Consider the following 12,399-nt stretch of genomic DNA (forward strand, 5'->3'; position numbering starts at 1 on the left):
GGCTCGATCCGCCGCGACGAGCCGACCCCCGCTCCGTCCAGCGCCCTCCGAACCGCTCGCAGCGGCCGTGCGACGGCGTCGGCGTGCGCGCCGCGCCCGGACGGCGATGGCGGACCTGCTCGGCGTGCTCGCCTGGAGTTCGGCCGCGTTCGCGGTCATGCTGTGGCTCGTCACACCGTCGTCGCGCACGATCACCGGTGTCGGCAGCGTCCTGACCGACGCGGGCATCATCGCCGGCCTGATCGGCACGGACCTCACCCTCGTGATGCTCGTGCTCGCCGCACGCGTCCCGCTCATCGACCGCGTGTTCGGGCAGGACAACGCGATCGCGGTGCACCGGTCGCTCGGGAAGCCCGTGCTGTACCTGCTCCTCGCCCACGGGGCACTGCTCACGCTCGGCTACTCCGCCGAGTCGGCGACCAGTCCGGTCGCCGAGACCATCGCGCTGTTCTCGACCCCGGACATGCCGCTCGCCTACCTCGCGCTCGGGCTGTTCGTCACGGTCGTCGTCTCGTCGCTCGTCGCGGTCCGGCGGCGCCTTCCGTACGAGGCCTGGCACGTGATCCACCTGCTCAGCTACGCGGCCGTCCTCGTCGCCCTGCCGCACATGCTCAGCGTCGGCGGTGTCCTGTCGCACGGCTCGTGGCAGCGCGTCTACTGGATCGCGCTCTACGCCCTGGCGCTCGGCCTGATCGCCCTGTACCGGTTCGTCCTGCCCCTGGTGGTGACGCTCCGGCACCGCATCCGCGTCACCGCCGTCGAGCCGATCGCGCCCGGGGTCGTGTCGATCCACCTCAGCGGCCGCGACCTCGACCGCCTCGGCGTGCAGGGCGGACAGTACGGGGTGTGGCGGTTCTGGACCGCGCGGACCTGGTGGCACGCGCACCCCGTGTCGTTCTCGGCGGTCCCCGGCAGCGGACACGCCCGCATCACGGTCCGCGACCTCGGCGCCGGTTCTGCCAGGCTCGGCCGCATCACGCCCGGTGCCCTGGTGTCGCTCGAGGGCCCGTACGGACTGTTCACGAGCCGAGCCCGCACCGCCCCGTACCTCGCGCTCGTGGCCTCCGGCATCGGCATCACCCCGATCCGGTCGCTCCTCGAGGACACCGACCTCCGACCGGGCGAGGCCACCGTGCTCCTGCGCGGGACCGACGCCGACCAGCAGTACCTCTGGGACGAGACCGCCGAGCTCGCCGAACGCACCGGGAGCGCCCTGTTCGCGATGGTCGGACGTCGAGCACACTCGCGGGAGAGCTGGATGACCGAGGACGACGTCCGACGTGGCGTCAGCCTGCGCTCGGTGTTCCCGCACCTGCTCGAGTCCGACCTGTACGTGTGCGGGCCGAAGGCCTGGTCCGACCTGGTCGTCCGGGAGGCCCGGCTCGCCGGCGTCCCGGAGCACCAGATCCACCAGGAACGGTTCGAGTGATGCGCGGGCGCGTGCTCGCCGGGGGCATCGTCTCCTCGGCGGCGATCCTGGTCATCGGGTGGCAGGTCGGCGCGCAGCCGGCGCTGACGGCATCGCAGCAGCAGGCGACGACCTCGGGTGGGTCGAGCAGCGGCGCAGGGAGTGCGGGGAGCGACGCCGGGAGTGCGGGCAGCCGTACCGGCGGCAGCTCCGGCGCCGGTAGCAGTTCCGGCACCGACAGCAGCTCCGGCACCAGCTCGGCCGGCTCGGGGTCGGTCAAGGACGGCACCTTCGCCGGCCAGACCGCACAGACCCAGTACGGCCCGGTCCAGGTGCAGATCACGGTCTCCGGCGGCAAGCTGACCGACGTCACGGCGCTCCAGCTGACGAACGACGGTGGTCGGTCCGTGCAGATCAGCCAGCAGGCCGCCCCCATCCTCCGGCAGGAAGCCCTGCAGGCCCAGTCCGCGCAGATCCAGGCCGTGAGCGGTGCGACGTACACGAGTGAGGGCTACGTCACGTCCCTGCAGTCCGCGCTGGACCAGGCCGGCCTGTGAGCGTCGCGACCTTCGAGACGATGGGCACCGTCGTGAGCATCCGTGGTGCCGATGCGTCCGCAGCGGCCGAGGTGCGTCGGGTGTTCGCGGGCTACGACCACCGCTACAGCCTGTACGACCCCTCGTCCGTCCTGAGCCGGATCGCCCGCGGTGACGTCCGGCTGACCGACGCCCCGCAGGAGGTCCGCGACACCTACGCCCTCGCACTCGAGTGGCGCGACCGGACCGGTGGCGCGTTCACCCCGCACCGGCCGGACGGCGTCCTCGACCTGTCCGGCGTCGTGAAGGCCCTGGCGATCCGTGACGCCGGCACGCTGCTCGAAGCGGCATCCGAGGACTGGATGCTGAACGCGGGCGGGGACGTCCTCGTGCGTGGGCGGCACCGCGGCGTGGCGCCGTGGAGCGTCGGCGTCGTCGACCCGGCGCGCCGCGACGTCGTCGTCGGTGTCGTGGCGCTCGAATCACCTCGTCGTGCCGTCGCCACCTCGGGCACCGCGGAGCGCGGCGAGCACATCTGGCGACGGTCGACGCCCACCTTCGTGCAGGCGACCGTGGTGGCGGACGACATCGTCACGGCAGACGTCCTCGCGACGGCGGTCGTGGCGGGGGATGCAGACGACCTGCGGCGCATCACCGCGGAGGGTTCCGTCGACGTCCTCGCGTTCGGGGTCGACGGTGCGGTCTGGGCGACGCCGGGAGCTGAGCGGATGGTGCGGTCGTCAGAGGCCGTCACCGGATCCTGACGTGGCCGAGATCGACCGGGAGGCACGGCGCGCCTCCGCCACGACCGTGCGGTTGCCGACATGGCCGAGCGCGCACGCCGCAGCAGCCCGGGTCCGGAGGCCGACCGTGCTGCGCTCGGCCGCCGCTTCTCCTACGCTCGAACTCGTGACGCAGTTCATCCGGTACCAGAGCGCGGTGCCGAACCGACACGGACGGTTCCCCGGGGTGTTCGCGCTCGCGAACGGACTCCGGCGTGATGCCGTGCTGAGGCCCGAAGACGGTGCATGGCTGCTGCGAGCGAACCTCGGAGCGACCGCCGCCCACGTCGATCCCACGACCGTCGATGCGACCTGCTACGACCCGAGTGTCAACCCCGGTGCGCGGGCCTGGTTCGTGGCCGAGGCCGTCGGACTCCTCGAGATGACCGCCCCCTACCTCGAGCTGCTCGACCGGTACGAGGTGCCGTGGGTGCAGCTGACGACGCGTTCTCCTGGGCGGATCGTGTACCGCGACGCTTCGCAGGTCGTCGCTGTCCCGTACCGACATCCCGAAGACTGGCCGTTCCGGTGACGCCTCCACCGCCGGACTGCCACCGGTGCCGCGATGACGAGTGACGTCGCAGGAGGACCCGGCTGGATCATCCGGGGCGCGGACCTCCGACCAGCGATCACCGACCTCGCGGCGTTCCGCGACGGCATGGCAGGTGATCCGCTGGTCACGGTCATCGAGTTGCTCTGGACCGGGCAGGCGCAGCGCGCCCTCGACCGGCTCCAGGGACTCCCGAGGAGTCCGCGCGTTCGAGCACTGATCGCAGACTGCAGACGTGATCTGGGCGATCACGCGGCCGCGGTCCGGGAGTACGACCAACTCGTGGCGGAGTGCGGCGACACACCGCGGGAGGCCGTCATGCGGCAGCACCGAGCGAAGGCGTTGCTCGCCGCCGGCCACGCGGACCGAGCCGTCGAGGACTTCCGCCGGGTGGTCGAGCTCCGACGCGGCCACGACACTGCGCTCCTCGCCTCGGCCGAGCAGGGTCTCGCGGTGGCCAGCGCAGCCGCTTCGCGGACGTCACCGACGTCCGCGATTGCGGGCGACCGGGGCGCTCGCTGACGCCCGGACTCGGCGCTGCCAGGCGCCGGACGCCTCTCGCTGGGCGAACGATCGCTGGACACCGGGCGCATCGACGGAGCGACGCGGCTCCGGTGTCAGTCAGCCGGCACAGGACGCGTCCGCACGGGCGCGAGCAGGTGCGTCAGGGTGACCGCGACGAGCGCTCCGGCCGCGATGATCGCCGCGAGCACGACGACCTGGAACCGACCGGCCTCGAGCGGCGAGACCCCGCCGAACACCGCGCCGACGAACGCTCCCGGCAGGGTCACGAGCCCGGTCGTCCGGGTCTGGTCGGTGCTCGGGACCATCGCCGCGTGGATCGCGCGTCGGACGAGGTCCGCGGTCGCCCGGCGTGGTGTGGCTCCGAGCGCGAGCCACCCCTCGACGTCGTCCCAGCGGTCGTCGACGAGTTCCACGAAGCGCCGACCGGACAGCGTCGCGATCGTCATCGCGTTGCCGATCACGATGCCGCCCATCGCGAGGACGTAGCGCGGAGAGAAGGCGATCGCGCCGGTGCCGAAGACCACGACGAGCGCCGCTCCGATGCCGATCGCCATGGACAGTGCGACGGGCAGCAGACGGGTCCGGAGCGACCCGAGGCGACGTGCCGCGGTCGTCGTCGCGACACCGAACATGACGACGAGGGCGACCGCGATCCACACCGGGTCACGGATGACGCCGGTCAGGACGACGCTGAGCACCGCGAGCTGGACCGTTCCGCGGAGCACGGCGAGGGCGGGTGCCCACGGAGACGGTGCGCGGGCGAGCAGGAGTGCCGTCGTGGCGATCGCGACGAGGACCGCGACCCCGACGAGGGTCCACAGGAGCGTGCCGAGGTCGACGGTCACGGGGGTGTCGATCCGTCGAGACGCGCCTCCTCGGCGTCGTAGCCGGCGCGCACCTGACGGAGGACGAGGTCGTCGATCTCGTCCGCGTCACGGAGTCGGAGAAGGGTCGCGGCCTTGTGCTGCACCAGTGCGAGCTCGAGCGCGACCGCGGCGTCGTGGCGCTGCAGCGCCGGGTGGTCGTCGTCCTCGGCCTCCTCCCGCGCCTGGATGACGTCGAGGTGGGCCTCGTAGTCCTTCCGCACACGGTCCACGATCGTCCGGTCGGCACCTGCTTCGCGCGCGAGCCGGGGGAGCGCGTCCAGCGCCTCCTCGATCGCGGTGCGCTCGGCGTACCGCCGCTCCTCGCCGACCGACTCGTCCTCGGGGAGGGCGGCACGGCGGAGGACCGCCGGCAGTACGAGCGCCTGCCCGACGATCGTGAGGACGACCACGCCGGCCGTGACGAAGACGATCAGGTCCCGGTCCGGGAACGCCGACCCCGACTCGAGCGTGCGCGGCACGGCGACGGCCATCGCCAGGGAGACCGCACCGCGGAACCCGGCGAAGCCGCTGACCAGCCGGTCGCGACGGCCCTCGCGCGGTTCCCCGCCGGTCCGTCGGGTCACGAGCCACACCGCGCCACCGGCCGCGTTGAGGAAGGCGAACCGGACGACGACGAGCAGCACGGCGACCGCCACGATGAGTCCCGCGGCATGCAGGAGCTCCCCGACGTCGAGCGCACGTGCCGCGATCATCGCCTCGATCCCGACCAGCACGAAGAGTGCACCGTTCAACAGGTAGGTCAGGAAGGACCAGAACGCCCGGACTTGCTGTCGGGTCTCGGCGCGGTCGAGCTTCGGCGCGACCTGGCTGACGACGATGCCGGCGGTGACGACGGCGAGCACGCCGGACGCGTCGATCGCCTCGGCAGCGAGGAACGCGACGAACGGCACGAGGAGCGTGAGGAGGTTCTGCAGCACGACGGACTCGACGCGTCGGAGCGCGAGCTTCCCGAGCCAGGCGGCAGCGAGTCCGGCGGCCACCCCGCCGACGTACGACAGCACGAGCATGCCGGAGACGCCCCAGAGCGTGAGCTGTTGCGTGCCGACGGTCACGGCGACGGCGATGCCGTAGACCACGAGGGTCGTGCCGTCGTTCACGAGGCTCTCTGCACGGAGCACGGTCACGTTGCGCCGCGGCAGCATGCGCGTGAGGACTCCGACGGCCGTGGCGTCGGTCGGAGCGACCGCGGCACCGAGCACCCATGCGGGTCCCCAGGGGACGCCGAGCACGTGGAGGAGCGCGGCCACGGCTCCGGCGGTGAGCACCACGAGCAGCGTGCCCATGAGGACGATGCCGCGCAGGTTGTTCCGGATCTCCCGCAGGGAGGTCGTCAGGCTCTCCCAGTAGAGCAGCGCCGGGAGGAACAGCAGCAGGACGGCGTCGGCGGGCAGCTGCAGGTCCGAGAACTCCGGGACGAGTGCCAACCCCGCGCCGATGACGAGCAGCAGCACGGGCGGTGCGACGCGGATCCGATCGGCGAGCCCTGCGGTCACGGCGATCGCGAGGCCGAGCACCACCACGAGTTCGGGTCCGAGCACGCGTTCCTCCTCCTGTGGCCGACGTCCCAGTCAACCCCGTTGCTGCTCTCGGTGGCGGCGGTCGGTCCGCGTGGCGCGGCGGACGGTAGCGTCGCGGTCGGTCCGCGTGGCGCGGCGGACGGTAGCGTCGCGGTCGTGACCAGCACCGACGGCCGTCCCGACCACCTCGTCCCGCTCGACGCCGTCCCCGTCGGCCAGCACGTCATCGTGCCGGACGAGGAACGACCCGTGGCCGCCGTGCTGCGGGACGGCGAGTTCGTGCGGTGGCTGACGTGGCCGGATGCCCCGTTGCCCGAGCGTGCGGTCGACGGGGCCGAGTCGTGGCCGACGCCCGACGGCCTCTGGATCGTGTACCGCTCCGAAGGCATCGAGGAGACCACCCGTACCGCGGTGCACCTCGACCCCGAGCGGGTGGGTGCCGCGGTCGACCTCGGCGATCGACGAGTGGTCGGCGTGGACGCCACCGGCCTCTGGCTGGCCGACCCTCGTGACGCATCGGCATGGATGGGCCAGGTCGGGATCGAGGACGGGGACGACGACGAGGGCGGGGAGGACGAGGACGAGGACGAACTCGATGGCCTCGCGTCCGATGACCTGCCCTGGGCCGAGGCAGGGCCGTTCTGGCCCGACCCCACGACCTGGGTGGAACCGACGGACGAGGACGACGAGGACGCCTGGCAACCGGAAGACGACGACGCCGACCGGAACGACGACGCCGACCCTGACCCGGACGACGACATTGACCCGGACGACGACACCGACCCGGACGGCGACACCGACCCGGACGCGGACGGCGAGCACGTCGTCGCCACCGCGTACCAGTGGTCCATCGGGTTCGCGGACGACGCCGACGCATTCGACGCACCCGAGCTGAGCGAGCCCGGCCCGCCGTCGCCGACCCCACCGACCGAACTGCAGTGCATCGCTCCCGACGGCACACGCACGACCGTCCAGGTCGACCACCTCGTGGAGGGGGCCTCGGTGGACGGGGACAGCATGACCGTCCGCTTCCACCGCACCGGCCCCGACCTCGTCCCCGGGCGGTTCGGTGGACACGACGTCGTCTACCGGCCGCGTGCGGTCGTCGTGGACGTGTCCGGCGGCTTCCCACGGTCGATCGACACCGAGTCGCTCGACTCGGTGCCGGTCGAGGACGACGAGGGGTACGACGCTGACGCGGCAGACGCCGAGCGGGAGCGGGTGTCGGGCGAGCTCGGAGCGCGCCGCTCGCCGTTCGTCGACCGGCTCGACCTCGACGGTGTGGACGGCACCCGGTGGCGCCTCCGCGAGCTCGACACCGCTGCGCGGGAGCACGCCACGACCGAGCTCGCCGAGGAGTTCACGCACCTCGCCGACCCCGCCGTCGGGTGGTCGCGCGGCGTCGACGGTCCGCGACGGATCCGGAGCGACTACCGGGACCTGCGCGTCGAGGTCGAGGGGGAGTGGCCCGGCACCGAGGTCGAGGTGTCGTTCGAGCACGCCGCGGTGCCGTTCCTCCGGCTCCGGCGTCGGTACCGCGTGTTCGACGACACCGGGCGCCCCGTCGACCACGGGTACGTCACGGTGCACCTGGAGGAGGACATCGCCACCGGCCACATCCCGCCCCGCAGCGCCGCCGTCGACGGCGTCCTCGACATCTGACGCTCGCTCGGCCGCGGTAGCGTTCGGGCATGGACGACCACCTCACCATCGACGGCCCCGAGCGCACAGCCATCGTCACCGGCGGGGGGAGCGGGATCGGCCGCTCCGCCGCCCTCGCACTGGCCGCCGACGGCTGGACGGTCGTGGTAGCCGGGCGCCGGCCGGGACCGCTCGACGAGGTCGCCGCGCAGTCGGAGCGCATCGTCCCGGTGGTCGCCGACGTGTCCGTCGAGGCCGACGTGCGACGGCTCTTCGACGAGACCGTCGACCGCTCCGGTCGTGTCGACCTGCTGTTCAACAACGCGGGGACCGGCGCCCCCGCGACACCCTTCGACGAACTCACGCTCGACACCTGGGACGAGGTGCTCGCGGTGACCCTCACCGGCTCGTTCCTCTGCGCCCGGGAGGCGTTCCGGGTGATGCGCGCCCAGACCCCGCAGGGTGGTCGGATCATCAACAACGGCTCGATCTCCGCGCACGCTCCCCGGCCGCTGTCCGCGCCCTACACCGTCGCGAAGCACGGCATCGCCGGCCTGACGAAGCAGCTCCAGCTCGACGGCCGCCCGTTCGGCATCGCGTGCGGGCAGATCGACATCGGCAACGCCGCCACGTCGATGGGTTCCGGGGCGGCGGACGGCACGCTGCAGGCAGACGGCACCACCCGCAGCGAGCCGACGATGGACGTCGCGGAGACCGGCCGCGCGGTCGCGTACATGGCCGGCCTGCCGGCCGGCGCGAACGTGCCGACCCTGACGATCATGCCGACCGCCATGCCGTTCGTCGGACGCGGCTGACGACGGACTGGAGGCTCGTGGCGGATCCGCCACGAGCCTCCCGTCCGTCACCTGGTCACGTCCGCGACCGCAGCGAGTGCGACTCAGTCGTGGAACGTCTCGATGGACGCGCCGAGCGAGTTGAGGCGCTCCTGCAGGCCCTCGTAGCCGCGGGCGATGATGCCGACGTTGCGGAGGACGCTCTCCCCCTTCGCGGCGAGCATCGCGAGCAGGATGACCACGGCCGGACGGAGGGCCGGCGGGCAGCTGACCTCGGCACCGGAGAAGTGCGTCGGCCCGGTGACGTCCAGGCGGTGCGGGTCGCGCAGCGTGACGTTCGCCCCGAGGCGGGTGAGGTCGAGCAGGTGGATCGCCCGGCCCTCGTACACCCAGTCGTGGACGAGCGTCGTGCCGGTCGCGCAGGCCGCGATGACGACGAAGAACGGCAGGTTGTCGATGTTGAGCCCCGGGAACGGCATCGCGTGGATCTTGTCGATCGGAGCGTGCAGCTCGGACGGGTGCACCGTGATGTCGACCAGGCGGGTCCGGCCGTTGGCGGCGTCGTACTCCTCGGAGACGTCGAAGCGGAGGCCCATCTCGGCGAGGGTCGCGAGCTCGATCTCGAGGAACTCGATGGGGGCACGCGTCACGGTGAGCGTCGAGCCGGTGACGATGCCTGCGGTGAGGAGGCTCATCGCCTCGACCGGGTCCTCGCTCGGCCAGTAGTCCACGACCTCGTCGATGACGCTGCGGCCGGTGATGCGGAGCGTGGTGGTGCCGATGCCCTCGACCTGCACGCCCAGGAGCTCCAGGAAGAAGCAGAGGTCCTGCACCATGTAGTTCGGGCTGGCGTTGCGGATCGTCGTGACGCCGTCGCGGGCGGCCGCGGCGAGGATCGCGTTCTCGGTGACGGTGTCGCCGCGCTCGGTGAGGACGATCGACTTCGTCGGGACGTCCTTGTTCGCCACGTCGACCTCGTACCAGCCGTTGGTGGCCTCGACGTCGACCCCGAACGGACGGAGTGCGATGAGGTGCGGCTCGACCGTGCGGGTGCCGAGGTCGCAGCCGCCGGCGTAGGGCAGGCGGAAGGCGTCGAACCGACCGCTGAGCGGGCCGAGGAACATGAGCACGCTGCGGGTGCGGCGAGCGGCGTCGGCGTCGATGGCGTCGAGGCGGAGGTCCGACGGGGCGACGATCTCGAGCACCTCGCCGTCCTCCGACCACGTGACGCTCGCGCCGAGGCTCCGGAGGACGTCGATGATGCGGTCGACCTCGACGATGCGCGCGACCTTGTGCAGCCGGGTGACGCCGCGGTTGAGGAGCGAGGCGCAGAGGAGTGCGACGGCGGCGTTCTTCGACGAGTTCACCGCGATGGAGCCGCTGAGCTTGCGGCCACCCTGCACGCGGAGGTGCGCGCGTTGCGGGGCCCCGCCGATCGACACGATCTGCTGGTCGAGGGCGTCGCTGATGCGCGTGAGCATCTCGAGGCTGAGGTTCTGCCCGCCCTGCTCGATGCGGTTGATGGCGCTCTGGCTCGTGCCGACCCGTTCGGCGAGCTGCGCCTGGGTCATGCCGCGGCCCTTGCGGGCACCGCGGATCAGCGCGCCGACCTCACGGAGGGGTGCTGCGGTGGTCTGGGGAGCGACGAGGGTGGTGTCGGTCATGAACGGCACGCTAACACGCTCGTGAGATAAAACGGGTGACATCTGCGTCCGAACTCCCAGGAACGGATCGGGAATACACCGTTTGTGAGAAGTCAACCTCGGTGCAGGTCGCCGCGGACGATCGAGTCGCCCGAGTGCTCCGGGTTGCCGTCGTCGCGCTCGGCGGAGACGTCGACCACCGGGTACCTCGCAAGGTCCATGTCCGCCGGCACGGTGAACCGGCCGCGGTCGCCGTCGAGGAAGCCGACACTCACGAGGCCCTTGAGGTCTGACTGCATCATCCAGACCTCCCGGAGCGTGCCGGAGTCCGAAGCGTCGCGGTCGCCGCTGACGTCGACCACGAGGGTGAGTCGTCCGTCCCGGGCGCGTTCGAGTTCCGCGGTCCCGCGAGCGCCACCCCAGTCGGGGAGCGCGTCGAGGGTCGCCCGCGCGACCACGATCTCGGTGCTGCCGGTGCCGGGGACGGCCCCGGTGACCACGCCGATGCCGACCAGGAGCGCGAGCACGCCGATGCCAGCCGCGAGGACGCCGGCGACCGTCCGACGACGTCGGCGCACCGCGGCGGTGCCCCGACGGTCACGTCGGCCGGCGGGGCGGACGGCCGCCGGCACGGGGTCGACGGGTTGCGTGGGGGTGGCGGGCCGCGCCGGCGAGGAGGGCTCGACCCGTGCCTCCAGGTCGTCCTCTGCCCGCTCCGAGCGCACGGTCGCAGCGATGCGGTCCCAGACCCGCTCCGGGGGCGCGACGAGGTCCACACCCGCCGCCGAGCGGGTGACGGCCGCGACGCGCTGGAGGTCCGCGACCTCGGCGCGGCACCGGGCGCACTCGGCGAGGTGTGCTGCGACCTCGTCGTCCGCCACCACGTCGGTGACCGCGAGCATCGCCAGCGTCTCGTCGTCCACGTGCTTCACTCGATCACCTCCAGACGTGTTCGGAGCCGAGCCAGACTCCGATGGATGTGGCTCTTGACGGTGCCGAGGGGGATCTGCAGCCGCTCCGCGATCTCACGATGGCTGAGGTCTTCGTAGAAGGCCAATCGCATGACGCGTCGCGGCTCGTCGTCGAGGCGGTCGAGCTCCCCGGCGACGAGTGCACGTTCGGCCAGGTCGAAGGGTGACTCGGGCGCCACGGCGGTCTCCTCGACGACCGTCGGGTCGGTGGTGGGGGCCTGACGGGCGCGCTCGGCCAGCGCGTCGGCGATGCAGTTCCGGGTGATGCCGACGAGCCACGCACCGAGCGGTCCACGTGCGGGGTCGAAGCTCCCCGACCGCCGCCAGGCCTTGACGAAGACCTGCTGCGTGACGTCCTCCGCGGCCATCGGGTCGCGCAGTGCCCGGAGTGCCAGGGTGTGCACGAGCGGCGACCACCGGTCGTACACGGCACGCAGGGCCGCCTCGCCCCCGGCGCTGAAGGCGTCGGAGAGCTCGCCGTCGTCGGGGAGGGTGGTCGTCACGTGGTCCTGTCGTCGGGGCGGTCGACTGCGACCGTGCCTCGATCGTAGGGGTACCGCGGGGGCGGCGTCCGTCGGGCACACGATCGTGTCTCCCGGGTCATGACACCGGCGTCGCGGTGATGACGAGGTTGCTCTCGTAGTGGTGGGTCTGCGCGTCGAACACGCCGCCGCAGGTGACGAGCACGAGTCGCCGGTCGCCGTCGGTGCGGAAGATGCGGTCCCAGGGGAGACCGCGCTTCTCGAGCAGTGACCTCGAGTCGATCCGCCAACGGGTCTCGGCGCCGGCCGTGTCCGTGATCGTGATGGTGCGACCGTCCGGCACGTCCCGGAGGTGGGCGAACGGGCCGATCCCGTAGCCGATCGCATCGACGTGGGCGGCGAGGACCACCGTGCCCTGGGCTGAGGCCGGAGCGGCGCCGTACCGGTACCAGCCGGCGACGGCCGGGTCCGGCGGCAGCGCCATGGCACCCTGGTCGTCGACGCCCTCCGGGCGGACCGCCGCGGTGACGCCGGCCCAGTCGACGCTGACCCGGGCGGGTGCCGCGGCTTCCGGAGCGACCGGGGGGACGGTCGCGGACTGCTGCGGCACCGCCGTCGAGAACGCCGCCGGAGGGGGTGTCGGCGTGCTCGAGGGGGCGAGGG

At 72.4% G+C, this 12,399-nt stretch carries 13 protein-coding genes; 7 read left to right on the forward strand and 6 right to left on the reverse strand.

The features are described 5' to 3' along the window. From NS184_RS13205 to NS184_RS13225, 5 genes are all read left to right on the forward strand, one after another. The coding region (locus NS184_RS13205) for a ferredoxin reductase family protein (protein ID WP_058726575.1) at positions 1-1,429 on the forward strand (1,429 nt) is incomplete at its 5' end. Next, a complete protein-coding gene (locus tag NS184_RS13210; RefSeq protein WP_058726576.1) occupies positions 1,429-1,965 on the forward strand; it encodes an FMN-binding protein in 537 nt (178 codons plus the stop codon). The genes NS184_RS13205 and NS184_RS13210, both read left to right, overlap by 1 nt. Further along, on the forward strand, positions 1,962-2,708 hold the full coding sequence (locus NS184_RS13215; RefSeq protein ID WP_242863055.1) for an FAD:protein FMN transferase: 747 nt from the start codon (positions 1,962-1,964) through the stop codon (positions 2,706-2,708). The genes NS184_RS13210 and NS184_RS13215 overlap by 4 nt, the downstream gene beginning before the upstream one ends. Positions 2,709-2,853: 145 nt before the next feature. Then, the gene (locus NS184_RS13220) at positions 2,854-3,258 is read left to right on the forward strand and encodes a hypothetical protein (protein WP_058726585.1); all 405 of its coding nucleotides are present in this window, start codon (positions 2,854-2,856) and stop codon (positions 3,256-3,258) included. 33 nt (positions 3,259-3,291) lie between these two features. Further along, positions 3,292-3,798 (forward strand): tetratricopeptide repeat protein, encoded by a 507-nt coding sequence (locus NS184_RS13225; RefSeq protein WP_058726577.1) that lies wholly within the window; start codon positions 3,292-3,294, stop codon positions 3,796-3,798. A gap of 95 nt (positions 3,799-3,893) precedes the next feature. Here the strand turns inward: NS184_RS13225 and NS184_RS13230 are convergent, their stop codons facing one another. Both NS184_RS13230 and NS184_RS13235 read right to left on the reverse strand, forming a co-directional pair. Next, entirely contained in the window at positions 3,894-4,646 is a 753-nt protein-coding gene (locus tag NS184_RS13230; protein ID WP_206556288.1) for an ABC transporter permease, read from the reverse strand. After that, on the reverse strand, positions 4,643-6,226 hold the full coding sequence (locus NS184_RS13235; RefSeq protein ID WP_058726578.1) for a Na+/H+ antiporter: 1,584 nt from the start codon (positions 6,224-6,226) through the stop codon (positions 4,643-4,645). Before NS184_RS13235 ends, NS184_RS13230 begins: the two co-directional genes overlap by 4 nt. Positions 6,227-6,361: 135 nt before the next feature. On the opposite strand from NS184_RS13235, the gene NS184_RS17945 reads away from it, so the two are divergent. Continuing rightward, a complete protein-coding gene (locus NS184_RS17945) occupies positions 6,362-7,867 on the forward strand; it encodes a hypothetical protein (RefSeq protein WP_193750478.1) in 1,506 nt (501 codons plus the stop codon). Between the two features lie 29 nt (positions 7,868-7,896). Next, positions 7,897-8,661 (forward strand): SDR family oxidoreductase, encoded by a 765-nt coding sequence (locus NS184_RS13245; RefSeq protein ID WP_058726580.1) that lies wholly within the window; start codon positions 7,897-7,899, stop codon positions 8,659-8,661. A gap of 83 nt (positions 8,662-8,744) precedes the next feature. Here NS184_RS13245 and NS184_RS13250 read toward each other — a convergent pair whose 3' ends face one another. The 4 genes from NS184_RS13250 to NS184_RS13265 all read right to left on the reverse strand — a co-directional run. Continuing rightward, a complete protein-coding gene (locus tag NS184_RS13250; protein WP_058726587.1) occupies positions 8,745-10,304 on the reverse strand; it encodes a helix-turn-helix domain-containing protein in 1,560 nt (519 codons plus the stop codon). 92 nt (positions 10,305-10,396) lie between these two features. After that, positions 10,397-11,206, reverse strand: coding sequence for an anti-sigma factor (locus NS184_RS13255; protein WP_152998219.1), 810 nt, complete (start codon positions 11,204-11,206; stop codon positions 10,397-10,399). Positions 11,207-11,211: 5 nt separating this feature from the next. Then, positions 11,212-11,757: an RNA polymerase sigma factor gene (locus NS184_RS13260; protein ID WP_058726582.1), complete on the reverse strand. Its 546-nt coding sequence runs from the start codon at positions 11,755-11,757 to the stop codon at positions 11,212-11,214. Between the two features lie 97 nt (positions 11,758-11,854). Further along, a partial coding sequence (locus NS184_RS13265) for a class F sortase (RefSeq protein WP_345969013.1) occupies positions 11,855-12,399 on the reverse strand: 545 nt, incomplete at its 5' end.

It is taken from the genome of Curtobacterium luteum (assembly GCF_001475545.1).
Lineage (GTDB): Bacteria > Actinomycetota > Actinomycetes > Actinomycetales > Microbacteriaceae > Curtobacterium > Curtobacterium luteum_A.

Bases quoted from the DNA above. Each gene is read 5' to 3' on its own strand.
- NS184_RS13245 (WP_058726580.1), top strand. From the start codon at position 7,897: ATGGACGACCACCTCACCATCGACGGCCCCGAGCGCACAGCCATCGTC.
- NS184_RS13210 (WP_058726576.1), top strand. From the start codon at position 1,429: ATGCGCGGGCGCGTGCTCGCCGGGGGCATCGTCTCCTCGGCGGCGATC.
- NS184_RS13250 (WP_058726587.1), bottom strand. From the start codon at position 10,304: ATGACCGACACCACCCTCGTCGCTCCCCAGACCACCGCAGCACCCCTC.
- NS184_RS13225 (WP_058726577.1), top strand. From the start codon at position 3,292: ATGACGAGTGACGTCGCAGGAGGACCCGGCTGGATCATCCGGGGCGCG.